The following is a 25,268-nucleotide window of genomic DNA, read 5'->3' as shown; positions in this document are numbered from 1 at the left end:
CGTCGCGCAAATAGTTACATCTGGTAGCGCCGGCCAGCGGCCGGCACGACTGCATGCCGAGCAGACGGTGGCCGGCCCCATCGCGATGGGTGCCGGCCACGGCCGGTCAGCGCGTCTTCTTGACCGGCTTCCCCTCGCCCACGGTCTGCTCCAGCCAACGCTCGCTCTCGGCCAGCATGGTCATGATCGATTCGCGCGCGCGGTAGGCATGCGATTCGTTGGGCAGCATCACCAGCCGCGAAGTACCGCCCAGCCCCTTCACCGCGGCGAACATGCGCTCGCTCTGGATCGGGAACGTGCCGGAGTTGTTGTCGTCCACGCCGTGGATGAAGAGGATCGGGTCCTTGATCTTGTCGGCGTAGTTGAACGGCGACATCTTCTGGTAGACGTCCTGCGCCTGCCAGTAGTTGCGCTCTTCGGCCTGGAAGCCGAACGGGGTCAGCGTACGGTTGTACGCACCACTGCGCGCGATGCCGGCCTTGAACAGGCGGGTATGTGCGAGCAGGTTGGCGGTCATGAATGCACCGTAGGAGTGACCACCGATCGCGATGTGCTCACGGTCGGTCACGCCACGGCGCACCACTTCATTCACCGCCGCCTCGGCATTGGCGATCAGCTGCGGCAGGTAGGTGTCGTTCGGTTCCTTGTCGCCCTCGCCGATGATCGGCATCGACGGGCTGACCAGCACCGCGTAGCCCTTGGCCAGGAATGCCTGCGGGCCCCAGTAGCTGATCGCGTTGAAGCGGTACGGCGAATCGGTGACCTGGCTGGCGGCTTCGGCGGTCTTGAACTCGCCCGGGTAGGCCCACATCAGCAGCGGCAACGGGCCGTCCTTCTTCGCGTTGTAGCCCGGCGGCAGCATGAGCGTGGCGGTCAGGTCGACACCGTCGTTGCGCTTGTAGCGGATCTGCTCCTTGCTCACCCCACGCAGCTGCGGCAGCGGGTGCTGGAAGTGGGTCAGCGCCTTCGGTGCAGCCGTGGCATCGGTCAGCGACTGTACGTAGAAGTTGGCCGGCTCGTCGGGCGATTCACGGGTCAACAGCAGCGAGCTGCCTTCCTGGTCGAGCAGCGCCACCGGCGCGGCGTACGACGGGGCCTGCGAGTGGAACAGGCGCGTGGTCTGCTTGCTGTCCAGATCAAGACGATCCACGAACGGACGGTCGCCCTCCGGCGAGGCACCCAGGCCGTACAGGAAGATGCTGCGGCCATCGGCACTCACCTGCAGACGCGAGCGTCCGTTGACGTCGCGCACCAGCCCCGGCCGGCCTGGGTCGTTGTAACGGTCCTGCGAGGAACGCGCGGACAGCAGCTCGGCCGCCTTCTCCGGCTGGTCGGGCGCGATCCGCCACTGCTTGACCTCACGGTTCTTCCACCACGATTCGTTGAGCAGTGCCAGGTCGCCACGGCCCCACTGGATACCGGCATAGCGGCTGCCCAGTTGCGCCAGGGTCACCGGCGGCTTGTCGAAGGGGGCGGCCTGCATCAGCACGGCATCGCGCACCTTGGCCTCGCGGTTCGGGTCGCCGCCGTCCTGCGCTTCGGCCCAGACCAGGGTCGCCGGAGCATCGGCGCGCCAGTCGATCCGGCGCACGCCGGTGGCCACCGCGTCGTTGCCGGTCGGCAGGCCTTCCTTCAACGGCAGGTTGGCCACGGTGTGCTCGAGCGTGCCATCCACGGCGGACAGCACTTCGATGCGACGCGCGAATGCGCTGGCCGGCACCAGGTAGGAGTACGGACGCACCACCCGCTCGCTGAGCAGGTAACGGCCATCGGGTGAAAGTGTGACATCCCAGTAAACACCGCCGGTGGACAGCGGCGTGGTCACGCCGTTGAGCGCGACCTTGGCCGGCTGCGCGCTGGCGTAGTAGTCGAAGAGACGGGCATCGGCCTCGTTCTTGAGCATGTCCTGGTAGGTGCGGATGGTGCGGACGCCGGCATCGGCCTCGGTCTGCTGGATGGCCGGACCGGTCGGGATACCGCCGGCGGACGGTGCCGGCCCTTGCCCCTTGAGCTGCTGCATCACCAGCAGGCCCCGGCTGTCCGGCTGCCAGCTGTAGCCATCGCCCATCACCGTGTTCAGATCACCGACGAGGCGGCGCGCCGAACCGGCGTCGACATCGACGATCCACAGTTCATTGGTGCCGGTGGCGGCGTGCACCTGGTTGAAGGCGATGTACTTCTGGTCCGGCGACCACGCAAAGGTGGCGATCGACAACGGCTGCGGCAGCCCGCTGATCTGGCGCTCCTTGCCGTCGGCCACGCTCATCAGCCACAGCTTGTCGGCGAAGCTGAAGCGGCTGGCCGAATGCGTGGCCGGGTGGATGCGCAGGCCGGCCAGCTTCAGTTCGGGCTGGGCGACCTCGTTGATCGACGGCAGCGGCGGGGTCTGCAGCAGCGCGGCGAGGTCACGGCGCGGGGACAGGCTCAGGGTCGGCGCACGTGGCGCGTCGACCACGGCCTGCAGGGCCGGCGACGGCAGCTCGTAGCCGCCCGGGTCGCTTTTGGCGGCCACGGTCTGCGGCGGGCGCTTGGCGGCCGGGGCCGCGGCCAGCGCCAACGGTGGCACCGCCAGCAGGGCCAGCCCAAGGATCAAGGTATGGCGCCAATGTGGCGCGCGTGCACCGTGGTTGCGTGTCATGTTCGGTCCCTATGCGGATACAAACCCCCGACCTTAACAGCCGGGCGCCGATCGCCCCCCTGCCGATGGTTGGGGGCGGGTACTGATTCATGCCAATGCAGCGGGCCGCGATATAATGGGCGACCCTCCACCGAGGGGCGCTGCGACCGTTCCGGACCTTGTCCGGGGGCGGCCAGGCTCGGTGGCCAGGATTGGTTCCAACGGCGCCCGGCGAACACGAGTATCGACTCGTCATTACACCGGAGCTTTGAATGAACGCTGTTGCCAAGACCTTCTCCACCGAAGGCGATTACAAGATTGCCGATATCTCCCTGGCCGATTGGGGCCGCAAGGAGCTGGACATCGCCGAGCATGAAATGCCGGGCCTGATGTCGATCCGCCGCAAGCACGCCGCCACCCTGCCGCTGAAGGGCGTGCGCGTGACCGGCTCGCTGCACATGACCATCCAGACCGCAGTACTGATCGAGACCCTGAAGGACATCGGCGCCGACGTGCGCTGGGCCTCGTGCAATATCTTCTCGACCCAGGACCACGCTGCCGCCGCGATCGCCAAGTCCGGCACCCCGGTGTTCGCCTGGAAGGGCGAGTCGCTGGAGGAATACTGGGACTGCACCCTGGATGCGCTGACCTTCACCCTGCCCGACGGCACCCTGACCGGCCCGGAGCTGGTGGTGGACGACGGTGGCGACGTGACCCTGCTGATCCACAAGGGCTATGAGCTCGAGAACGGCAGCACCTGGGTCGATGAAAAGGCCGCCTCGCACGAAGAGCAGGTCATCAAGAACCTGCTCAAGCGCGTGGCCAAGGAGCGTCCGGGTTACTGGGCCCGCGTGGTCAAGGATTGGAAGGGCGTCTCCGAAGAGACCACCACCGGCGTGCACCGCCTGTATCAGCTGGCCCAGGCCGGCACCCTGCTGATCCCGGCGATCAACGTCAACGACTCGGTCACCAAGAGCAAGTTCGACAACCTGTACGGCTGCCGCGAGTCGCTGGCCGATGGCCTCAAGCGCGCGATGGACGTGATGCTGGCCGGCAAGGTTGCCGTGGTCTGCGGCTACGGTGACGTGGGCAAGGGCTGCGCCGCTTCGCTGCGTGCCTACGGCGCACGCGTGGTGGTCACCGAGATCGATCCGATCTGCGCCCTGCAGGCCGCGATGGAAGGCTTCGAGGTCAACACCATCGAATCCACCCTGGGCCGTGGCGACATCTACGTCACCACCACCGGCAACAAGGACATCATCCGCATCGAGCACCTGAGCGCGATGAAGGACCAGGCCATCGTCTGCAACATCGGCCACTTCGACAACGAGATCCAGGTCGATGCGCTGAACGCGCTGGCCGGCGTGCAGAAGATCAACATCAAGCCGCAGGTCGACAAATACATCTTCGACAACGGCAATGCGATCTTCCTGCTGGCCGACGGCCGTCTGGTCAACCTGGGCTGCGCCACCGGCCACCCGAGCTTCGTGATGTCCAACTCGTTCGCCAACCAGACGCTCGCCCAGATCGACCTGTGGGCGAACAAGGACAGCTACGAGAAGAAGGTGTACCTGCTGCCGAAGAAGCTGGACGAGGAAGTGGCGCGTCTGCACCTGGAAAAGATCGGCGTGAAGCTGACCACCCTGAGCCAGGAACAGGCCGATTACATCGGCGTGCCGGTGGACGGTCCGTTCAAGCCGGAGCATTACCGCTACTGATCGGCGTGCCGGTCCCGTTGCGTTGAGATGAAACGGGCGCCGAAAGGCGCCCGTTTTTTTGTGGCGCGATGCCCTTCAGTCATGGCTGAAACCCCTGCGGTCGTCGTTGAGGACAGCCTGGCACTGCCCGGCGAAGTCCGCTTGCCAGCGCGAAAGCAAGAACCCTTCGCGCTCCTGAAAAGAGACCGTTTCGCCAGCAAGCACGTAGCAGCGGTTCTGCGACAGTCGCAGCGCCGTCAGGGTGTCACCGGCAGCCCAGCATTCATCGATGCAGGCCTGCATCAGCGCGTAATCCGGATTGGTCTTGGCGCCGCCAAACGCGAAGCCCATCCGCTGCACCATCGCGATCACCGGGTCAGTGCTGGCCGGGGCAGCGCGCAGGATGCGCAGCACGCCCGCCTCGGGAATGCCAAACGCCCAGTTGGCCAGCACCGCCGAACGTGCCGCATCGATCGCCGCATCGCGCTGCCCCTGCCGCATATACTGGCTTGCCAGCAGCGCCCAGCCCTGCTGAAGCTCCGGGAACGCGGTGCAGGCTGCGCGCAGCAGCTCAATGGCCTGCTCGACCTCCGCTGCCAGCACCTGCGCACGCGCCTGCTCCAACCGCTCGGAGGGCGAACCGGGATCTTCGACCTCATGCTCGCCATACTCGCCTTCGTTCAGCTCCAGCCAGCGCGAGAACACCTGCACCGAGGAATGGCGCAGTTCCATACGCCATTCGTCATGGAACATCTCGCAGACGAAGGGCGCGTCTCCCTCGCGCCCCAACGGCCAATACAGCCCGAAACAATCGCCATTGCCGAGCGCGCCTTCCGCGATCGACACAAATCCCTGAGGGGGATACGGTCCGCGCGCCACATCACCATCGAAGCTGAGCGCGTTGAATTGGCCAGAGAGGCGCATCGGAACTTTCCAGACGGGAACGCCGCCATTATCGCAGCGACCGCAGTAGCTTCGGTCAAGGCAGCGGGTCCGCACCGCGCTAGGATGCCGCCATGACCCCGGCCATCAATCTGCTGAAGACATCCGGCATCGCGCACAGCGTGCTGTCCTATCGCCATGACGCCGCCGCCGAATCCTACGGTGGCGAAGCGGTGCAGCAGCTCGGGCTGGATCCGGCGCAGGTGTTCAAGACGCTGCTGGCAAGCACCGAGACGCACGAGTTGCTGGTGGCGATCGTACCGGTGAGCGGCACCCTGGACCTCAAGGCACTCGCCGCAGCGGCCGGCTGCCGGAAATGCGAAATGGCCAACGCCGAGGTGGCGCAGCGCGCGACCGGTTACCTGGTCGGGGGCATCAGCCCATTGGGGCAGAAAAAGAAACACCGCACCTTCCTCGATACCAGCGCACGGGCGCTGCCCGTGCTGCACGTCAGCGCCGGGCGGCGTGGACTGGAGGTGGCGCTGGCACCGGCCGATCTGCTGCAGCTCACCGGCGGATGCCATGCCGCCATCGGAAAGGCCCGGTAATGCGGTGGCCTTTCAACCGGGACCCATCCACCCCCACCGAGAGACCTGGCGCGCAGCACCTGCAGGCGCTGCTGTCGTCAGAGCCTGACCGCATCTACAGCGCGGCCTGCGCCATCGCCCAGCTCCGTGATCCGGCCGAACTGGACGCGCTTTCGCCGTGGGTCGAACGGATCGAGCGCGCCACCGCGCACATCGCGCTGGGTGGTGCCCTGTTCGCCAATAACCATCACCTGCAGTTCGCCCTGCGCCGGCTGCGCTTCTGGCGGGACCGGGCCGGCTGCCTGTGTGCGCTTTACCCGCACTACCCTTTCTTCGATCCGCGTCGGGAAGCCACGCGCGGGCATGTGGTCATCGATGCCGTGGGGGAAGCCGAGGACGGCTGGGGCGAGGCGCATGCCGTCACCTGCGTGGACTGTGCAACGCACTGGTTGGCCACCGACCGCGAGTATCACTACCCTTGGTGGGAGTGGACCGTGGCCGGGCCGACCGTCGCGGCGGAACCCGCGCAGGGGCATCGGCTGGGCGCCTGATCGGGATGTTCCCCGCCCGCTCGCTCAGGGCCTCCAGTTGGCGTTGCGGTCCCAGAACGTCACGGCGCGCTGATACGCCTCACGATCCAGCGGCACGCCCGAGCCCCCCTCTTCCACGCCCAGCGCATTGCGCATCATGGTGATCGGCGCCATGGGCACTTCTTCCGGTTCGGCGGTGTAGATGCAGCCGACGATGCCCCAGTCCGCATCGATGGGTGAGCCCTCTTTGGCCAGCTGCTCGGCGCTGTACAGGATCACCACCAGGTAGTTCGCGCGCGGTGATTCCACGCCTTCGAACCAGCGCACCAGCACCGGCAGCTCTTCGCGGTTGCGCGCCTCATAACCGCTGCGCAGCTGGTGGCGGTTGGCCTCGGTGATCGGCACGGTCAGGCAGCGTGTGGAGGTCCAGTTCTCGTACACATGCAGCTTGCAGAACGGCGCGTAGCCATCCAGCACCTTGAACGGTGCGTGCGTGTTGAGGTGCTGTTCGAACTGTTCGGCGCTGCAGTCCTGGATGGTGTTGCCGCGCGGCACGCGGGGGAACAGGCGGGGACGGGCGAACGCGGTAAGGACGATGGACATGGGCAGCATCAGGCGGTGGATATCCCGCACAGGGTAACGCGTGCGGCACGCGCCCTACAGCGCCAGCCGCTCACGTAGCTCGCGCGCTTGACGTCGCGAGACCTCGACCTGGCTGCCGTCATCCAGGGTCAGGTCGTAGCCATCGCCGAGCGACGGTTCGATCGCACGTACGCGGCGCAGATTGACCAACGTGTTGCGGTTGGCGCGGAAGAACAGCGCCGGCGACAGCCGTCCCTCCAGCGTGCTGAGGCTGCGCGCCAGCACCGCGTTCTGGTCGCGGAACCACAACCGTGCGTAGTTGCCGTCGACGACGACCTTGCGGATCTCGCCGAGCGCCACGAACCAGCAACGCTCGCCATCGCGCAGGAACACCTGATCCTCGGCGCCCAGCGAGTCGCGGCCGCTGTTCATCGCAACAGGGGCCGCCGGTGCCGGGAGGCGCTCGCGGCCGCGTTCCAGCGCCGCCTGCAGGCGGCCCGCTTCCACCGGCTTGACCAGATAGTCCAGTGCGTTGGTTTCGAAGGCGCGCACCGCGTACTGGTCGTAGGCGGTGACGAACACCACCATCGGTACGGTCTCCAGCCCATCGAGCACGTCGAAGCCCTCGCCTGAGGGCATCTGCACATCGAGCAGCACCAGATCGGGCTGCTCGCGCAGGATCGCCTCGCGGGCCGCCGGTACATCGTCCGCCTCACCGACACATTCCACCCACGGGATCGCCGCCAACAGAGTGCGCAGCTCGCGACGCGCCAGCCGCGCGTCATCCACGATCAACACGCGCAATGAAGCGCTCATTGCTGCACCTCCAACCGGGCCCGCATGCGCTCGCCGTGACGTTCCAGCATGAAGGTGCCCCGACCGATGGATGATGCCGCCGCGTCAATGCCAAGCTGCGCGCGCAGATAGGCCAACCCGATGCCATGGCCTGGGCTGCTGGCGTCGTGCGGGGCAGGATTGTCCACCTCCACCCGCAGCCAGCCGCCATCGAGCTGCACACGGATCGTCAGCTCGCCGCCGCCCGGGTGCACCGCGATACCGTGCTTGATGGCGTTTTCCACCAGCAGCTGCAGCGCCATCGGCGGCAGCCGTGCGGACAACGCGGCCGGATCGATGTCGGTGCGTACCCGCAGGCGGTCTTCGTAATGGATCGCCTCCACCGCCAGGTAGTCCTGCACCACGCGCCACTCCTCGGCCACGGTGACCCAATCGCCATCGGTGTGCACCAGCGCGTGGCGCAGCGTGCTGGACAGATGGGTGACCATGTCGCGTGCACGCGCCGGGTCTTCATTGATCAGCGCACGCAGGTTGTTGAGGGCATTGAACACGAAGTGGGGATTGAGCCGCGCACGCAGCGCCTGGTGCTCCAGCGTCGCCCGCTGCGCTTCGGCGCGCAGGTGCGCCATCTCGCTGTGCCGCGCACGCTGCAGCGCGCGGCGGCCGGTCCACAGCGCGCACCATACGCTCAGCACGATGGCGGTGCTGAGCCAATAGTTGAACGTGTCGATCGGCCTGTAAGAGGCGCGCTGGCCCGGCAATGCCACCCAATCCCACGCAAGCGCGGGGAGCAGCACTGCGGCGGTGAAAAGCTGGATGGCGGCAGCGACGATTACCACCGCCAGCGCCATCCGCCACGTCAACCCGAGCAGATCACGCTGCAGCCATGCATGCCGAAGTGCCCAGCTGCGTATCGATGCACTGCCGACGAATAGGCCAACCGCGACCGTCACATAGATCAGCGTCCCGCCCGACCAGTTGCCCCGGTAGGCGATGCCCATGCCCAGGTTCAAGCCCAGGTAGCCGGACCATAGACCAGCATTTGCCCACCAGAAACCGGTATCGCGTGCTGTCCGCTTCTCGCTCATCGTCTCCACGCCGCTATCGATCATTTCGCCACAGGCAGATCGAGGAACTCCCGGATCTGCGTCTGCAGCCAGCGCGGATCATCCCACATCAGGAAGTGGTAGCCGGCGCGGCTCATCTCGATCCGTACGCCGGGCAGCGCGGCGTACTGCGTGGCGAACAGCTGCCGCGTGCTGGCTTCGGTCTCACCGAAGGGCTGGTAGGCGGCCCACGCGCCCAGCACCAGCACCGGCGTGGTGATGCCGGCGATCGGCTGGCGCAGGTCGGTCATCGTCATCGAGTACATCGCGCTGGCGGTGGTGGTGCGATCGCTGTCGCGTCCCCACTGCTTCAAGGTCGTCACATGCTCAGGGGCCTGCACCATGTTGGCGACGGCCGCATCCGTCTGCGCCGCGTACTGGCTGGCGTTGGCGGCGAGCATGCCGGCCCGCATCTGCTCGGCCATCGGCTTGAGCGTGGCCGGCGTCGCGTCCGGATTCCGAACGGCACCGAAGTACGGCAGGGCATCGACGATCACCAATGGGCCGATTTTCTGCGGCGCCGCGATCGCCATCTGCAGCGCCAGCACCCCACCGAGGCTGTGGCCGATCACGGCCGGATGATCCAGCTTGCGGTCCACGCTGTAGGCCAGCAGCCGGTCACGCATGGCGCTGAGGAAATCATCGTTGGCCACAGCGGGCGCACCGGCGAAGCCCGGCAGCTGGATCAGGTGGCATTGCACCTGCGGCTGCAGCGCGGCGCAGGTCTCGCGCCAGACGTCGGCACCGCTGTTGAGGCCTGGGATCATCAGCACCGGCCGGCCGCTGCCGATCACCTCGACCTGCAGATCCTGGAACTGCCCGGTGGCCGCGTGGGCGGGGCTGACCAAGGTGGCCCATGCGGTCAGCGCGAGCGCAGCCAACGGGGCGATGGAGTAGATGCGGCGGGGACGGGCGATCGACATGGCTGACTCCTGCTGGGTGAGCATGGAGCGTGGCGCGGGGCGAGGCGGCATGGGCAATTACATGAGCAGCGGCCGCCGACCGGCGGTGAGCGGTCGGCAGCGGCGGATGAACATCGGCGCCTCAGCGATCCGGCGCGCCCACGATGGCCTGCAAGGCCGCTTCCAGCGACGGATACTGGAAGACAAACCCCTCGGCCAATGCGTGCGCCGGCTGCACGTTCTGCCCGGTCAGCAGCAGCCCGCTCATTTCCCCGAAGCCCAGCTTCAGCGCGAAGGCCGGGGTCGTCAGCCGCGCTGGGCGGTGCAGCACATCGCCCAGCGTGGTGGCGAAGGTGCGGTTGGTGACCGTGCCGGGCGCCGTGCCGTTGTAGGCGCCGCGTGCCTGATCGCGAGTGAGCAGCCACAGAATCATGCCGACCAGGTCCTCGCGATGGATCCAGCTCATCCACTGCCGGCCATCGCCCATCGGGCCACCGAGCCCCATCCGGAACGGCGGCAGCATCTTCTGCAGTGCCCCGCCCCCGCGTTCGAGCACGATCCCGGTCCGCAGCACACAGGTGCGCACGCCAAGCGCCTCGGCCTTGAACGCTTCGGCTTCCCACTGACGGCACAGCATCGCCGCGAAGTCGTGGCCGGGCGAGGCGGTCTCGTCCAATGGCGCGCTGTCGCGCGGGCCATACCAGCCGATCGCCGAGCCGGACACCAGCACCCGCGGCCGTTCGGGTAGCGCGGCCATCCAGGCGAGCAGTGCCTGTGTGGTGCCGATCCGGGAGTCGCGCAGGGCCTGCTTGCGCTCGTCCGTCCAGCGGCCCTCCATGAGCGGCTCGCCCGCCAGGTTGACCACTGCCTGGACAGGGCCGACCTCGTCCAGCGCGGCAACGCAGCGTACGCCGGGCTGCGGGTTCCGGCCCGGCCGGCGGGTCAGCACGATGGGATCGTGGCCCTCGGCCAACAGGCGTGTGCACAGGCGGCTGCCGATGAAGCCGGTGCCACCGGTGACGAGAATCTGCATGGCGGGTGCTCCGTTGAAATCACGGACAGTGTAGGCGGCGCGATGTGCAGACCGCATGCCACGTACTTCACATTCATCGCGATGAAGAGATATGATTGATCCACATCCGCCGACGCGCCCCGCCCATGACCGCCATCAGCTTCGAGTTCTATCCGCCCAAGACCGACGAGCAGCGTGCCCAGCTGGACCGGACCGCGGCCAAGCTGAAGGTGTTCGCGCCGGAGTATGTGTCCTGTACGTTCGGCGCCGGTGGCTCGACCCTCAGTTATACCTCCGAGACCGTGCGCCACCTCAAACAGCACCATGGCTTCGACGCGGCCCCGCACCTGTCCTGCGTCGGTGGCAGCCGCGAGGAGATCCGCGAGCTGCTCAAGCTGTACCGCGCGATCGGCTGCCGGCGGATCGTCGCCCTGCGCGGTGACCTGCCCTCCGGCATGGGCCACCCCGGTGACCTGCGCTATGCCTCCGAACTGATCAGCTTCATCCGCGCCGAGCATGGCGATGCGTTCCGCATCGAAGTGGGCGCGTATCCGGAGACCCACCCGCAGGCCAACGATGCGCTGCTGGACCTGAAGCACTTCAAGACCAAGATCGACGCCGGCGCCGATGCGGCGATCACGCAGTACTTCTTCAACGCCGACGCCTACTTCCACTTCGTCGATGCTGTGCGCAAGCTGGGCGTCACCGTACCGATCGTGCCGGGCATCATGCCCATCTCCAATTTCAGCCAGCTGCGCCGCTTCTCCGAACAGTGCGGCGCCGAGATTCCGCGCTGGATCGGCAAACGCATGCAGGCCTACGGCGACGATGCCGAATCGGTGCGCGCATTCGGTGCCGAGGTCGTGGCCAGCCTGTGCGAACGCCTGGTCGCTGGCGGTGCGCCGGGCCTGCACTTCTACACGCTCAACCTGGCCAAGCCGACCACCCAGGTGCTGAAACTGCTGCGCAGCTGAGGCCGCCACGCATCGCTTGCAGATAACGCCAGCGCCGCTACGCTGCTGCGATGAAACCGCTCGTGTGGCTCCTGCTGTGTGCGCTGTGCCTGCCCTCGCCACCTGCCCTGGCGCAGGCGCCGCAGCGCGTGAACCGCTGCACCAACGCGCAGGGCGAAACCGTCTTCACCGACCGCCGCTGCGAGGCCCTGGGCGCCACCTCCCGCGTGCCCCCGCGCACGGCGAGCGTCGGCAACACCGGTATCTATCGCGCCGGCTGCGCGCGCCGGCTCAGTGAACTGACCGGGCAGATCCGCGACGCGGTCAGCGCGCAGGACGTCAACCGGCTGTCCTCGATCTACCTCTGGAGCAATGTCTCCAACGCCACCGCGAACCACATCATCGGGCGGCTGGAATCGGTGGTGCAGCGCCCCCTGATCGACATCGCGCCGATCTATCCGGAAAGCGCCCCGGCACCGCTGGACCCTGCGCTTGCCGCCGGGGACGCACCCCAGGCACCGGCACGTCCGCGTCCGGTCGGCCTGCGCATCGAGCAGACCCTGGGCAGCACCGCCACCCCCGCACGCACGGTGTTCGGCCTGCGCCATCAGTACGGCTGCTTCTGGATCACGCTGTAGCCGGCCACAGCGACCGGATCGCGGCGATACCCTGCGCCCCGTGGCGTCGTGCCTGCTCGATATCGCCAGGGCCCATCCCGCCCAGCGCATACAGCGGCAGCGACACCTGCTCGCGCAGCGCTTCGAACGCGTCCCAACCCAGCGGCACCGCCCCTGGATGGCTGTCGGTGGCCTGCACCGGCCCCAGCACCGCGAAGTCACAGCCCAGCCGCTGCGCCGCCTGCAGCTGCGTCAGATCGTGGCAGGACGCCGCCACCAGCTGGCCAGCCGGCAACGGCCGCTCGCCCAGCGCCAGCAGTTGCTCACTGCCCAGATGCACCCCGACGCCCAACCGTCCGGCCAGGTCGATATCCCGGTTCACCAACCACTGCGTGCGCGGCCCGTGCTGCTGGATCACCCGCTCGGCCAGCGCCACCCGCGCCGGGCTGGACGGCGTGCGCAGCTGCACCCGCCGCACACCACTCTCCAGCGCCTGCGCCAGGCGCCCCAGCCAGGCCTGGTGGACGCTGTCCTCCTCGCCCTCCGGCTCGGGCGTGATCAGATACCGGTCCGGCTGCCGCAGCGCCGCCACCACCGGCAGATCCGCCGGCGGCATCGAATAGCGGTGCAGCTTGTCCGGCGCCACCCAGGTGATCGCCTGCCCCTCGCGGCCGCGCGGCGAGCCCTTCCAGCTCTGGATCCGGCGGACCTCGAGGCGCAGCCGCTTGTCCGGATAGATCTGCGGCACGTCCATGATCCACTCACCGACCTCCGCCTCGATCCCCAGCTCCTCGCGCAGCTCGCGCACCAGCGCCTGCTCGGAGGTCTCGCCGGGCTCGCGCTTGCCGCCCGGGAATTCCCACAGGCCGGCCATATCGCGGTTCTCGGTGCGACGGTTGAGCAGAATGCGGCCACGGGCATCGGTGATGACGCCGGCCACGACATGGATCGAACGAAGGGGAGATGACATACCCGGAGGATGCCCAAACCGGGCCGGGTGGCGCAATGCCCTCGCGGCTGTCGTCGAGGCGCGGTGTGGATCGTCGCGGTGTCTCCGCGCGGGGTTGCCGCGAGCGTGAGGGCCCCGCAGCCTGCTGTCACGAGGCGACCGGGCTGCTCCGGGAAGGACCGTCACCCGCATGGATGCGGGTGTCGAGCCTACAAGGATGTATTTACGGCGCGTCCTGGACGGGGCTGCCCGGTCGCCTCACGCCATGAACATTCGAAGCGCCGCGCCGTTGGCGAAGAACCACAAAAAAAGCCCCGCACAAGGCGGGGCTTCTTCAGCACTTCCAATCAGCCGATCCGTCGATCAGCCAATCAACCGATCAGCTCAGCTGACCATGGCAGTGCTTGTACTTCTTGCCGCTGCCGCACGGGCACGGATCATTGCGGCCGACCTTCGGCTCATCGCGGGTGACCTGCGGCACGCCGTTCTGCGCCGCTTCCACCTGCGCGGCCTCTTCGTCCGCGCCGTAACCGCCGGCGTCCTGGTGCTGGAACTGCGACTGCAGCAGGCGCGCTTCGGCCTGCTGGCGCTCGGCCTGTTCCAGTGCCGCCACTTCCTCTTCGCTGCGGATACGCACACGCGCCAGCAACGTCACCACTTCGCGCTTCACGTTCTCCAGCATTTCCGAGAACAGCTCGAAGGCTTCCTTCTTGTATTCCTGCTTCGGCTGCTTCTGCGCATAACCACGCAGGTAGATGCCCTGGCGCAGGTAATCCATGCGCGCCAGGTGCTCCTTCCAGCTCTGGTCCAGCACGGTCAGCATCACGTGCTTCTCCAGCGCGCGCATGGTCTCGTCGCCCACGCCGGCTTCCTTCGCGGCGAAGTGCTCGTCGACCTTGGCCTGCACCTTTTCGGCGATGCCTTCGGCATCCAGCTCTTCGTGCGCCTTGACCAGCTCGGTCAGCGACATGTCGATGCCGAAGTCCGAGGCCAGCGTCGCTTCCAGACCCTGCAGGTCCCACTGCTCATCGATCGAGTTCGGCGGCACGAAGCGGGCCACCACATCGAAGATCACGTCGCCGCGGATGCCATCGACGTTCTCCTTCACCGACTCCGCATCCAGCAGCTCGTCGCGCTGGCTGTAGATCACCTTGCGCTGATCGTTGTTGACGTCGTCGAAGTCCAGCAGGTTCTTGCGGATATCGAAGTTGTGCGCTTCGACCTTGCGCTGCGCTTTCTCGATCTGGCGGCTGACCAGACGATCCTCGATGACGTCGTCTTCCTTCATGCCCATCATGCGCATCGCCTTCTGGACCCAGTCCGAGGCGAAGATGCGCATCAGGTTGTCTTCCAGCGACAGGTAGAAACGGGACGAGCCCGGATCACCCTGGCGGCCCGAACGGCCACGCAGCTGGTTGTCGATACGGCGCGATTCATGGCGCTCGGTGCCGACGATGTGCAGGCCACCGGCGGCCTTGACCGCGTCGTGGCGCTTCTGCCACTCGGCCTTGACCTGGGCACGCTGTTCCGGCGTCGCGTCTTCGCCCAGCTCATGCAGCTGCGCTTCCAGCGAACCGCCCAGCACGATGTCGGTACCACGGCCGGCCATGTTGGTGGCGATGGTCACCGCACCCGGCATGCCGGCGTTGGCGATGATGGTCGCTTCGCGGTCATGCTGCTTGGCGTTGAGCACTTCGTGGTGCACACCGGCCTTGGTCAGATGCTCGGACAGCATCTCCGAGGTTTCGATCGAGGTGGTACCCACCAGCACTGGCTGGCCGCGCTCGTTGCAGGCCTGGATATCGGCCAGCACGGCGTTGAACTTGCCGTTGCGGTTGAGGAACACCTGGTCTGAACCGTCCTTGCGGATGGTCGGGCGGTTGGTCGGGATCACCACCACTTCCAGGTTGTAGATGCTCTGGAACTCGTAGGCTTCCGTATCGGCCGTACCGGTCATGCCGGACAGCTTCTTGTACATGCGGAACAGGTTCTGGAAGGTGATGCTCGCCAGCGTCTGGTTCTCGCGCTGGACCGGCACGCCTTCCTTCGCTTCCACTGCCTGGTGCAGGCCATCGGACCAGCGGCGGCCGGCCAGGGTACGGCCGGTGAATTCGTCGACGATCACCACTTCGCCATCGCGCACGATGTAATCCACGTCGCGCTGGTAGATCGCATGCGCACGCAGGGCGGCATTGAGGTGATGCACCACGGTCAGGTTCTGCGCGGCGTACAGGCCTTCGGTCTCGGCATTGAGGATGCCGGCTTCGACCAGCAGCTTCTCGGCATGCTCCATGCCGGCCTCGGACAGATGGACCTGCTTGCCCTTCTCGTCGACCCAGAAATCGCCCTCGCCTTCCTCGGCGTCCTGCTTGATCAGGTGCGGGACGACGCGGTTGACGCGGATGTACAGCTCCGGGGAATCATCGGCCGGGCCGGAAATGATCAGCGGGGTACGGGCTTCATCGATCAGGATGGAGTCGACTTCGTCGACGATCGCGTAGTGCAGGCCGCGCTGGTAGCGGTCCGCACGCGACAGCGCCATGTTGTCGCGCAGGTAATCGAAGCCGAATTCGTTGTTGGTGCCGTAGGTGATGTCGCTGGCATACGCCTCGCGCTTGTCGCCGTGCGGCATGCCCGGGTAGACCACGCCCACGCTCAGGCCCAGCCAGTTGTAGAGCTTGCCCATCTGCGCCGAGTCACGGCGGGCCAGGTAGTCGTTCACGGTGACCACGTGGACGCCCTTGCCTTCCAGCGCGTTGAGGTACACCGGCAGCGTGGCGACCAGGGTCTTGCCTTCACCGGTGCGCATTTCGGCGATCTTGCCCAGGTGCAGGACCATGCCGCCGATCAGCTGGACATCGTAATGGCGCATGCCGAGCACGCGGCGGCTGGCTTCACGGCAGACCGCGAACGCTTCGGGCAGCACCTTGTCCAGGGCTTCACCGTCAGCGATGCGCTGCTTGAACTCCGGGGTCTTGGCCTTGAGCTGCTCGTCGGAGAGCTTTTCGATTTCCGGCTCCAACGCATTGACCTTGGCGACGATGCGGTTGAGCTGGCGCAGCTGTCGTTCATTACGACTGCCGAAGACGCGGGTAAGCAGGCTGTTGATCATTGAAGGAACCGGTTGGAATGAGACGCCCCAACGGCGGCGCTCTCCCCGGGGGATGCGCGCGCCGCAAACGAAACAGGGCGCACCGCGCCCTGTCTATGGCAACACCCATTGTAGCTTGGGACGGGGGTCCGGCGTTTCAAGCACCCCCGTTCAAGTTCGTTACCGTGATCAGCCCCGCGAAACGCGGCCGACCGGGGTGTTGCCGCCATCACCGAGGAACTTGCGCGGATTGACCACCTGGCCGCGTTCCCAGACCTCGAAGTGCACGTGGGCACCGGTGGAACGGCCCGTGGAACCGGCCTTGGCCACTTGCTGGCCGGCCCGGACCAGATCGCCCGGCTTCACCACCAGGCGCGAATTGTGCGCATAGCGGGTCACATAGCCATTGCCATGGTCAACATCGACCACGTTGCCGTACCCACCCTTCACACCGGCGAAGCTGACCACGCCATCGGCCACCGACATCACCGGGTCACCGACCTTGGCGTGGAAATCCATGCCCTTGTGGGTGGCGGCACCGCGACCGAACGGATCGCTGCGGGTACCGAAGTTGGAGGTGATGTAGGTGTTGCGGATCGGCATGCGCGAGGGCACGGCGTTCTGCTCGAGCTGGTGGTCGAACATCAGCGATTCCATCACCGACAGCTGGCGGCCTGAAGCAGCGAAGCGCTGCTCCAGCACCTGTAAGTCGGCGTTGACCGCGCTGACCGGGATGTCCTGGGTCGGGCCGGGCTCGCCTTCACCGAGGCCGGGGGTCTCGTTGAAGTCGAATTCGCCGTCTTCCAGTTTGCCCATCTGGGTGAGTCGTTCGCCCAGGGCATTGAGACGGGTGGCCTGCGCCTGCAGCTCGCCCATCCGCGCAGCCAGCGCGTTGACCTGGGTCTGAGCGTCCTTCTGGGCCTGCGCCAGTTCGCGTTCCTGCTGTGCGACCTTGGCGTGGAGGCGGGAATCGTTGAACATGCTGCCACCGATACCGGCACCGAAGCCGATCAGGCAGCCCACCCCCAGCACACTGCCCAGCAGGGCACGGGGGGAATCTTCGAAGTAGAAACGCAAACGCGCCAGCGGCGTCTTGGCCTGTCCTTCACGCGTTTTGATTACGATCTTTTTGAATGCCATCAGTGAGTTTTCATGTCTGAGCCGAAATCCAGTGCCCGTTCCCCATCCACGCCGAAGCCGGCGCTGGATGCGGTCATGGCGGACAAAGCCGGTAACCCGCTGCGTCGTGCCTTGTGGCTCGACGCGCTGGACCGTCAATTGCGCCCCCATTTGCCGCCTGCACTGGCCACCCGTTGCCGGCTGGCGAATGTAAACGGCGAGCACCTCGTTTTTCTCGTCGAATCTCCCGTGTGGCATGCCAAGGTCCGGCTTGCCGAAGCACAGTTGATCGACGCGGCCCGGTCCATCGGGCTGAAGGTCACCAAGGTGACCGTCAAAACAGCGTCTGCCCCTCCCCCACGCTCCCCAGCGATCAACAACAGGAATGGCCCCCACGCTGTTTCAGCCGCCACGCACAAAGGGCTACGCGACGCGTTGGCTTGTCTGCGCGACGTGGATTCCTCCAAGTCGTGAAGCCATCGGGGCATCCCGCCCCTTCCCGGCCGCGTCACGATCACGTGAACTTTGGCTGGGAGCCGGTCTGCACTGTAGCGGCGTCAGTGCCGCCAGTCGTTAGTGTTTTATTAAATTAACGTTAAATTCCGCACAAACCTTGATGAGGTTCACAAATCTGTGCGCTGTGCACCCCTACGGTTCATTGACGTCAAGATCACGCCGCTTTCAGCCCGATCAGACGTCCAGACACAGAAACGGCGCCGTGGGCGCCGTTTTGTTTTCTTTCAAATCAATGGCTTGCGCGATGGCGGGGCTCAGGCGTAGGCCGGCAGGCCATAGACCACCGGCGCCGCCGCGGCAGGCGAGTCATAGCTAACCCACTCCCACGCGCTGGCATCGGCCAGCAGCGCCCGCACCAGCTTGTTGTTGAGCGCATGGCCCGACTTGAAGCCTTCGTACGCGCCCAGCACCTGGCCGCCGGCCAGATATAGATCGCCGATCGCATCGAGGATCTTGTGGCGCACGAATTCGTCGGCGTAGCGCAGCCCGTCGTCGTTGAGCACGCGGAACTCGTCCAGCACGATGGCATTGTCCATCGAGCCGCCCAGGCCCAGGTTGCGCTCGCGCATGTACTCCAGATCCCGCATGAAACCGAAGGTCCGGGCGCGCGAGATTTCCTTGGTATAGGCCAGCGTAGAGAACTCGATTTCCGCCCGCGACTGCTTGGCCGGGATCATCGGGTGGTTGAACTGGATGGTGAAGCCGAGCTTGTAGCCTTCGTACGGCTCGAAGCGGGCGACCTTGTCGCCGTCGGTGACTTCCACCGTCTTGAGAATGCGGATGAAGCGTTTCGGCGCGTCCTGTTCGGCGATGCCCGCCGACTGCAGCAGGAACACGAACGGGCCGGAGGAACCGTCCATGATCGGCAGCTCGGCCGAGGACAGCTCCACGATGATGTTGTCCACACCCAGGCCGGCCAGGGCCGACATCAGGTGTTCGACGGTCTGGATCTTGGCCTCGTGGTAGGTCAGCCCGGTGCACAGGGTGACCTCGGTGACCAGGTCCGCACGCGCGGGTACTTCCACCACCGGGTCCATATCGACGCGGCGGAACACGATGCCATGGTTGACCGGGGCCGGGCGCAGGGTCATGTAGACCTTGTCACCACTGTGAAGGCCGACGCCGGTAGCGCGGATCGTGTTCTTGAGGGTGCGTTGCGGAATCATCGGGGGGCAGGACCAGAAAGCGCGCGGTCAGCGCGGCTGTGACAAACAAGAATAACACGCACTACCGCTGTCCCTTCCGTGAACCGTGGTGCGTCGACAGCACTGCCCGGACGTGCGTGGTGCACGACGGCGGTCAGACTGCCGGGCCGATCCTGGCCCGGCAGCATGGGACATGGAGGTGCTTACCGGGGAGGACAAGGCCCCGACACGCAATACTCAGTCCGCCTGGCGGCGCAGGAAGGCCGGGATATCCAGGTAATCGTTCGGCAGTTCAGCGGCCGCCGGGCCCGATGCGCTCGGGGCCGAGGGTGCCACGGTGTCGGCGCTGGGACGACGCAGGCCCATGCCCATGCCCATCCCGCCCACGGCCTTGGACACCGCATCACCGCCGTTGTCGAACTCGCCGAACTCCGGCTGGCCGGTGGTGGCATTGCGGACCAGCTTGATCGGTGCACGCTCGCCCGGACGCTGGGTCTTGGCGGTGACGGCGCGGTTCAGGCCGGTGGCGACCACGGTCACGCGGACTTCGTCCTGCATGTCCGGATCCAGCACGGTACCCACGACCACGGTGGCATCTTCGGAAGCGAAGCCATCGATGGTGCGGCCGATCTCGTCGAACTCGGCCATCGTGAAGTCGGCGCCGGCGGTGATGTTGACCAGGATGCCGTTGGCACCGGCCAGGTTCACATCGTCCAGCAGCGGGTTCTGGATGGCGGCTTCGGCGGCGGCCTGGGCGCGGTCATCGCCACGGGCGGTGCCGGTGCCCATCATCGCCAGGCCCATTTCGGACATGACGGTGCGCACGTCGGCGAAGTCGACGTTGATCAGGCCCGGGCGCACGATCAGGTCGGCGATGCCCTGCACGGCGCCCTGGAGGACGTCGTTGGCGGCACGGAAGGCCTGGATCATGGTGGCGTTGCGGCCCAGCACGGTGATCAGCTTTTCGTTCGGGATGGTGATCAGCGAGTCGCAATGCTGGCTCAGCTCTTCGATGCCCTTCAGCGCGACCTGCATGCGGCGACGGCCTTCGAACGGGAACGGCTTGGTGACCACGGCGACGGTCAGGATGCCCATCTCCTTGGCCAGCTGTGCCACGACCGGGGCGGCACCGGTGCCGGTGCCACCGCCCATGCCGGCGGTGATGAACACCATGTCCGCACCCTGCAGCGCGTCCATGATGCGCTCACGGTCTTCCAGCGCGGCCTGGCGGCCGACTTCCGGGTTCGCGCCTGCGCCCAGGCCCTTGGTGACGTTGGTACCCAACTGCAGCTGCAGCTTGGCACCGCAATTCTTGATGGCCTGCGAATCGGTGTTGGCGGTGATGAATTCCACACCGTCCACACTGGTACTGACCATGTGCGCCACGGCGTTTCCGCCGCCGCCGCCCACGCCGATCACCTTGATCACCGCATTGGGTGCCATCTTTTCAATCAGTTCGAAATGCGCCATGTCCGTGTCCTCGTGTTGCCGTTTACGCGGGACGGGGGCTTCGGAGATTCCTTCTCCTGTCCTCCCCACCGTCGTGCCGGCGAGTTGTAGTTGGTATGCCGGGCTGGATAGAGCCAACCGCGGCGGTGTTGCCTGCTTCAATGAACGACCCGGGGGCCGGTGTTGCTACATCGCACTGCGGGGTGTTGCGGGTACTGCATGGACTACGTGGATTTTTCGGGAACTGCTTATCGCGTATTGCATGTGTACTGCGTGTTGCGAACCGCGGTCAGAACTCACCGCGGAACCAGGTTTTGAGCTTCTTGAACATGCTGCCGGCGCGGCCGGTGGGCAGCGACGGGCGACGCGGGTGTTCGATCTGGCTGCCCATCAGCAGCAGGCCCACACCGGTGGCATGCACCGGGTTGCCGACCACTTCGCCCAGGCCGGTGACGTGCTGCGGAATGCCCACGCGTACCGGCATCTGCAGCATTTCCTCGGCCAGTTCGACCACGCCTTCCATCTTCGAAGCGCCGCCGGTGAGCACCATGCCGGCGCGCACCAGTTCCTCGAAGCCGGAGCGGCGCAGTTCGGCCTGCACCATCTCGAAGATCTCTTCGTAGCGCCCCTGCACCGCCTGCGCGAGTGCATGGCGCGGCATCCGGCGCGGCGGACGATCGCCGACGCTGGGCACCTGGATGCTTTCCTCGGCGGTGGCCAGCTGGGCCAGGGCGCAGGCGTAGCGCACCTTGATCTGCTCGGCTTCCGGGGTCGGCGTGCGCAGCATGTGCGCGATGTCATTGGTGACGTGGTCGCCGGCGATCGGCAGCGAGGCGGTGTGGCAGATCGCACCCTGCACGAACACGGCCAGGTCGGTGGTGCCGGCGCCCATGTCGACCAGCACCACGCCGAGCTCGCGCTCATCGGCGGTCAGCACGGCCACGCTGGAGGCCAGCGAGGACAGCACCAGGTCGTCGACCTGCAGGCCGCAGCGCTGCACGCACTTGGAAATGTTGGCCGCGGCCGACTGCGCACACACCACCAGGTGGGCATGCACTTCCAGGCGCACGCCGGTCATGCCGACCGGATTGCGGATGCCTTCCTGCGAATCGTCCAGCACGTACTCGCGCGGGATCGCATGCAGGATCTTCTGGTCGGCCGGGATCGCCACCGCCTTGGCCGCGTCCAGCACGCGATCCAGGTCGCCCCAGGTCACTTCTCCGTCGCGGATCGGCACGATGCCGGGCGAGTTCTTGCACTGCACATGGTTGCCGGAGATCGAGGCATACACCGAGCGGATCTCGCAGCCGGCCATCAGCTCGGCTTCTTCGACCGCGCGCTGGATCGACTGCACGGTCGATTCGATATCGACCACCACGCCGCGCTTGAGACCGCGCGATTCGTGCGAGCCGATGCCGATGACCTCGATCGGATTGCCCGGCGAATACTCGCCGACCAGCGCCACCACCTTGGAGGTGCCGATATCCAGACCGACGATCAGTGATTTGTCACCCTTGCGATTCATGTCCTGTCCTGCGTCCTGTGCGCCACATTGGCCGGTGCGGCCGGTGCGGCCGGTGCGGCCGGTGCGGCCGGAGCCGGGGTACCCCAGCTCAGCGTGAAACCATTGGTGTATCGGAGGTCCGCGCGCTCGATCGGCGCCGCCTGGTTGGCCAGCTGCGGCAGCACGCGCACGAAGCGCTGCAGGCGCGAGCGGGCATCGTCGCGGCCGACGACCACCTCGGTGCCGTTGCTCAGCACCAGCGACCAGCTGCCGCGTGCGTCCATGGTGACCCGCTTGACGTCCACCCCGGCCGGCGCGAACAGCGCGCGCGCATCGTTGTAGAGCGCCACGACTTCTTCGGTCTGGCTGTCCGGCCCATCCAGGTCGGGCAGTTCCAGGTCCTGCAGCTTCTTGGGCGTAGCGAACAACTTGCCTTGCTCGGAAAGCAGGCGGTCGTTGCCCCAGCGCGCGAACGGCTTGTGCTCGACCAGGGTGATTTCCAGCACGTCGGGCCACTGCTTGCGCACCTGGGCGCTTTCCACCCACGGCAGCGTTTCGATCGCGTCCTGGGCATCCTGCAGCTTGACCGCGAAGAAGCCGGACTTCGCGTACGGCAGCACGACCTGCTGCAGCTGCTCGGCCGGAACCCGCTTGAACTCACCGTGCACGCGCAGCTTGGCCAACGGCCACCGCTCGGCACCGACCCAGCCATTGAGCACCGCCACCACGGGCAGTGCCACGACCGACAGGGCCAGCAACCAGACGAAGATGCGCAGCACCGCGTTCATGCGTGGCTGTTCTCCTGCGCTGCGTGACCCGGCAGGGTCTGCTCGAGCACGCGCCAGACCAGCTCTTCGAAGCCGATCCCGGCCTGGCTGGCCGACTTGGGCACCAGCGAATGGCTGGTCATGCCCGGCGCGGTGTTCACTTCCAGCAGGTAGAAGCGGCCCGTGCTGCGGTCGCGCATCACGTCCACCCGGCCCCAGCCGCGGCAACCGGCAGCGCGGAACGCGGCCAGTGCGAGGCGGCGGATCTCGATTTCGTCCTCGCCCTCCAGCCCCGGGCACAGGTACTGGGTGTCTTCGGCGATGTACTTGGCGTTGTAGTCGTACCACTGGCCCTTGGGCACGATGCGGATCGACGGCAGCGCCTGGTCGCCCAGGATCGCCACGGTCAACTCGTCGCCGACCACCATCTGCTCCATCAGCAGCTGGCCGTCATAGCGCACCGCCAGTGCGACCGCGTCGTCCAGGCCGGCATCTTCGGTGACCCGGCTGATGCCCACGCTGGAACCTTCGTTGGCCGGCTTGACCACCACCGGCAGGCCCAGTTCGGCCGCAGCGGCATGGACATTGGAGGCCTGGTCCAGCGCGATGAAGCGCGGGGTCGGCAGGCCGTGCGAGATCCACACCTGCTTGGTGCGGATTTTGTCCATGCTCAGCGCCGAGCCGAGCACGTCCGAACCGGTGTACGGCACCCCGAAGGCCTCCATCAGGCCCTGCACGATGCCGTCCTCGCCACCGCCGTTGTGGCCGTGGAGGATATTGAACACGCGATCGAAGCGCTTCTCGACCAGCGCCAGTGCCAGCGCCGGGATGCCATCGACCGCGATCGCGTCGACGCCGCGCGCGCGCAGCGCTTCGATCACGTTGCGGCCGGAATCCAGCGAGACGTTGCGCTCGCTGGAAGTGCCGCCCAGCAGCACGGCGACACGGCCGAACAGGGCCGGGTCGGTGATGCGCAGCGGCGGGAAGGTCAGCGTGCTCATGCCGCCGGGGCCTCCTGGAAGCCTTCGCCGGCGATCTGCTGGGCGATGTAACCGATGTCGCCCGCGCCCATCATCAGCAGCAGGTCGCCGTCCTGCAGGACGTCGGGCAGCACATGCGCCAGCTCGGCGGCATTGCCGACCACGACCGGCTCGCTGCGGCCACGCGCGCGGATGGCACGCGCCAGCGAACGCGAATCGGCGCCCGGGATCGGGGCTTCGCCGGCCGGGTAGACCTCGCTCAGCACCAGCGCGTCCACTTCGGACAGCACCGCGGCGAAGGCATCGAACTGGTCACGGGTGCGGCTGTAGCGGTGTGGCTGGAACGCCACCACCAGGCGCTGGCTCGGCCAGCCACCGCGGGCGGCGGCAAACACGGCCGCCAGTTCACGCGGGTGGTGACCGTAGTCGTCGATCACGCGGACCTTGGCACCGGTATGCGTGGTGACGATGCCCAGATCGTTGAAACGGCGGCCGATGCCGGCAAAGCTTTCCAGCGCACGCGCGATCGCGTCCGGCGCCACGCCCAGCTGCCAGCCCACGGCCGCGGCGGCCAGGGCGTTGAGCACGTTGTGCGCACCGGGCAGGGCCAGCGTCACCGGGTGGCTGCTGCCTTCCGGCAGGCGCAGGGTGAAACGCATGCGCGGGCCATCCTGGACCACATCTTCGGCACGCACGTCGGCGTTGCTGCTCATGCCATAGCTCATGACATGGCGCGGCGTCTGCGCGGCCAGTGCGGCCACCTCCGGATCATCGATGCACAGCACCGCCAGCCCGTAGAACGGCAGGCGCTGCAGGAACTCGGCGAACGCGGCCTGGACCCGGGCGAAATCGTTACCGTAGTTTTCCAGATGGTCCGAGTCGATGTTGGTGATCACCGAGACCAGCGGGTTCAGGCGCAGGAAGCTGCCATCGCTTTCGTCGGCCTCGGCCACCAGCCACTGGCCACTACCGAGCTTGGCGTTGGCACCGGCGGCGAGCAGCTGGCCGCCGATCACGAAGGTCGGGTCCAGCCCGCCTTCGCTCAGTACGGCGGCAGTGAGGCTGGTGGTGGTGGTCTTGCCGTGCGTGCCGGCCACCGCGATGCCGCGGCGGAAGCGCATCAGCTCGGCCAGCATCGCCGCGCGCGGCATGATCGGAATGCGCTGGCTGCGCGCTTCCATCAGTTCCGGGTTGTCATCGCGGATCGCGCTGGAGACGACCACGCAGTCGGTGCCGAGCACGTTGGCGGCCGAGTGGCCACGCATCACGCGCGCACCCAGGCCGGCCAGGCGACGGGTCGCGGCGTTGTCGGCGTTGTCCGACCCGGACACTTCATAGCCCAGCGTCAGCATCACTTCGGCAATGCCGCTCATGCCGGTGCCGCCGATGCCGACGAAGTGCACGCGCGGGAACGCGCGTACCAGGTCGTTGGTGTCGTGGAGGCGGCGGATCATGCGCGGCCTCGCGC

At 66.7% G+C, this 25,268-nt stretch carries 22 protein-coding genes and 1 riboswitch; of the genes, 6 read left to right on the top strand and 16 right to left on the bottom strand.

Annotated elements, in window-relative coordinates:
- Positions 1-106: 106 nt before the first annotated feature.
- Complete coding sequence (locus ACTT2I_RS01465; RefSeq protein ID WP_421100185.1) at positions 107-2,638, bottom strand: S9 family peptidase; 2,532 nt, start codon at positions 2,636-2,638, stop codon at positions 107-109.
- Positions 2,639-2,764: 126 nt separating this feature from the next.
- A riboswitch (S-adenosyl-L-homocysteine riboswitch) is annotated at positions 2,765-2,854 on the top strand.
- Between the two features lie 35 nt (positions 2,855-2,889).
- Between ACTT2I_RS01465 and ahcY the strand changes: the two genes are divergently transcribed.
- Positions 2,890-4,335 (top strand): adenosylhomocysteinase, encoded by a 1,446-nt coding sequence (gene ahcY / locus ACTT2I_RS01460; RefSeq protein ID WP_421100186.1) that lies wholly within the window; start codon positions 2,890-2,892, stop codon positions 4,333-4,335.
- A 75-nt stretch (positions 4,336-4,410) separates the two neighbouring features.
- Here ahcY and ACTT2I_RS01455 read toward each other — a convergent pair whose 3' ends face one another.
- Positions 4,411-5,313 (bottom strand): tetratricopeptide repeat protein, encoded by a 903-nt coding sequence (locus ACTT2I_RS01455; RefSeq protein ID WP_443096765.1) that lies wholly within the window; start codon positions 5,311-5,313, stop codon positions 4,411-4,413.
- A 17-nt stretch (positions 5,314-5,330) separates the two neighbouring features.
- On the opposite strand from ACTT2I_RS01455, the gene ybaK reads away from it, so the two are divergent.
- The gene (ybaK, locus tag ACTT2I_RS01450) at positions 5,331-5,804 is read left to right on the top strand and encodes a Cys-tRNA(Pro) deacylase (protein WP_421100188.1); all 474 of its coding nucleotides are present in this window, start codon (positions 5,331-5,333) and stop codon (positions 5,802-5,804) included.
- On the top strand, positions 5,804-6,334 hold the full coding sequence (locus tag ACTT2I_RS01445; protein ID WP_421100189.1) for a hypothetical protein: 531 nt from the start codon (positions 5,804-5,806) through the stop codon (positions 6,332-6,334). Before ybaK ends, ACTT2I_RS01445 begins: the two co-directional genes overlap by 1 nt.
- 24 nt (positions 6,335-6,358) lie before the next feature.
- Here the strand turns inward: ACTT2I_RS01445 and ACTT2I_RS01440 are convergent, their stop codons facing one another.
- From ACTT2I_RS01440 to ACTT2I_RS01420, 5 genes are all read right to left on the bottom strand, one after another.
- The gene (locus tag ACTT2I_RS01440; protein WP_088433971.1) at positions 6,359-6,916 is read right to left on the bottom strand and encodes a DUF3228 family protein; all 558 of its coding nucleotides are present in this window, start codon (positions 6,914-6,916) and stop codon (positions 6,359-6,361) included.
- Between the two features lie 54 nt (positions 6,917-6,970).
- On the bottom strand, positions 6,971-7,711 hold the full coding sequence (locus tag ACTT2I_RS01435) for a LytR/AlgR family response regulator transcription factor (RefSeq protein WP_088433970.1): 741 nt from the start codon (positions 7,709-7,711) through the stop codon (positions 6,971-6,973).
- Complete coding sequence (locus ACTT2I_RS01430) at positions 7,708-8,802, bottom strand: sensor histidine kinase (RefSeq protein WP_421100190.1); 1,095 nt, start codon at positions 8,800-8,802, stop codon at positions 7,708-7,710. Before ACTT2I_RS01430 ends, ACTT2I_RS01435 begins: the two co-directional genes overlap by 4 nt.
- On the bottom strand, positions 8,799-9,719 hold the full coding sequence (locus ACTT2I_RS01425; protein WP_421100191.1) for an alpha/beta fold hydrolase: 921 nt from the start codon (positions 9,717-9,719) through the stop codon (positions 8,799-8,801). Before ACTT2I_RS01425 ends, ACTT2I_RS01430 begins: the two co-directional genes overlap by 4 nt.
- A gap of 121 nt (positions 9,720-9,840) precedes the next feature.
- Entirely contained in the window at positions 9,841-10,731 is an 891-nt protein-coding gene (locus tag ACTT2I_RS01420; protein ID WP_421100192.1) for a TIGR01777 family oxidoreductase, read from the bottom strand.
- 125 nt (positions 10,732-10,856) lie between these two features.
- Between ACTT2I_RS01420 and metF the strand changes: the two genes are divergently transcribed.
- Together metF and ACTT2I_RS01410 are read left to right on the top strand one after the other, a co-directional pair.
- Complete coding sequence (metF, locus tag ACTT2I_RS01415; protein ID WP_088433967.1) at positions 10,857-11,684, top strand: methylenetetrahydrofolate reductase [NAD(P)H]; 828 nt, start codon at positions 10,857-10,859, stop codon at positions 11,682-11,684.
- Between the two features lie 50 nt (positions 11,685-11,734).
- The gene (locus tag ACTT2I_RS01410; RefSeq protein ID WP_443096764.1) at positions 11,735-12,301 is read left to right on the top strand and encodes a hypothetical protein; all 567 of its coding nucleotides are present in this window, start codon (positions 11,735-11,737) and stop codon (positions 12,299-12,301) included.
- Here the strand turns inward: ACTT2I_RS01410 and ACTT2I_RS01405 are convergent.
- The 3 genes from ACTT2I_RS01405 to ACTT2I_RS01395 form a co-directional block, all read right to left on the bottom strand.
- Complete coding sequence (locus ACTT2I_RS01405) at positions 12,291-13,250, bottom strand: Nudix family hydrolase (RefSeq protein ID WP_421100194.1); 960 nt, start codon at positions 13,248-13,250, stop codon at positions 12,291-12,293. The genes ACTT2I_RS01410 and ACTT2I_RS01405 overlap by 11 nt on opposite strands.
- 358 nt (positions 13,251-13,608) lie before the next feature.
- On the bottom strand, positions 13,609-16,341 hold the full coding sequence (gene secA, locus ACTT2I_RS01400; protein ID WP_293984922.1) for a preprotein translocase subunit SecA: 2,733 nt from the start codon (positions 16,339-16,341) through the stop codon (positions 13,609-13,611).
- Positions 16,342-16,509: 168 nt separating this feature from the next.
- The gene (locus ACTT2I_RS01395) at positions 16,510-17,460 is read right to left on the bottom strand and encodes a M23 family metallopeptidase (protein WP_421100195.1); all 951 of its coding nucleotides are present in this window, start codon (positions 17,458-17,460) and stop codon (positions 16,510-16,512) included.
- A gap of 12 nt (positions 17,461-17,472) precedes the next feature.
- On the opposite strand from ACTT2I_RS01395, the gene ACTT2I_RS01390 reads away from it, so the two are divergent.
- Positions 17,473-17,913 carry a DciA family protein gene (locus ACTT2I_RS01390; RefSeq protein WP_421100196.1) on the top strand — a complete coding sequence of 147 codons (441 nt, stop codon included), beginning with the start codon at positions 17,473-17,475 and terminating at the stop codon, positions 17,911-17,913.
- A 296-nt stretch (positions 17,914-18,209) separates the two neighbouring features.
- Here the strand turns inward: ACTT2I_RS01390 and lpxC are convergent, their stop codons facing one another.
- From lpxC to murC, 6 genes are all read right to left on the bottom strand, one after another.
- Positions 18,210-19,121, bottom strand: coding sequence for a UDP-3-O-acyl-N-acetylglucosamine deacetylase (lpxC, locus tag ACTT2I_RS01385; protein WP_088433963.1), 912 nt, complete (start codon positions 19,119-19,121; stop codon positions 18,210-18,212).
- Between the two features lie 216 nt (positions 19,122-19,337).
- Positions 19,338-20,570, bottom strand: a complete 1,233-nt coding sequence (gene ftsZ, locus ACTT2I_RS01380; protein ID WP_019182482.1) for a cell division protein FtsZ — start codon at positions 20,568-20,570, stop codon at positions 19,338-19,340.
- A 268-nt stretch (positions 20,571-20,838) separates the two neighbouring features.
- Positions 20,839-22,074: a cell division protein FtsA gene (gene ftsA / locus ACTT2I_RS01375; protein ID WP_017355446.1), complete on the bottom strand. Its 1,236-nt coding sequence runs from the start codon at positions 22,072-22,074 to the stop codon at positions 20,839-20,841.
- Positions 22,071-22,841, bottom strand: a complete 771-nt coding sequence (locus ACTT2I_RS01370) for a cell division protein FtsQ/DivIB (protein WP_443096763.1) — start codon at positions 22,839-22,841, stop codon at positions 22,071-22,073. Before ACTT2I_RS01370 ends, ftsA begins: the two co-directional genes overlap by 4 nt.
- Positions 22,838-23,821: a D-alanine--D-alanine ligase gene (locus ACTT2I_RS01365; protein WP_293984919.1), complete on the bottom strand. Its 984-nt coding sequence runs from the start codon at positions 23,819-23,821 to the stop codon at positions 22,838-22,840. The genes ACTT2I_RS01370 and ACTT2I_RS01365 overlap by 4 nt, the downstream gene beginning before the upstream one ends.
- Positions 23,818-25,254 carry a UDP-N-acetylmuramate--L-alanine ligase gene (gene murC / locus ACTT2I_RS01360; RefSeq protein WP_088433960.1) on the bottom strand — a complete coding sequence of 479 codons (1,437 nt, stop codon included), beginning with the start codon at positions 25,252-25,254 and terminating at the stop codon, positions 23,818-23,820. Before murC ends, ACTT2I_RS01365 begins: the two co-directional genes overlap by 4 nt.
- Positions 25,255-25,268 lie beyond the last annotated feature (14 nt).

Source organism: Stenotrophomonas sp. PUT21 (assembly GCF_052232875.1).
Taxonomy (GTDB): Bacteria; Pseudomonadota; Gammaproteobacteria; order Xanthomonadales; family Xanthomonadaceae; genus Stenotrophomonas; species Stenotrophomonas maltophilia_N.
This window is presented reverse-complemented; position numbering and strand designations above follow the sequence as displayed.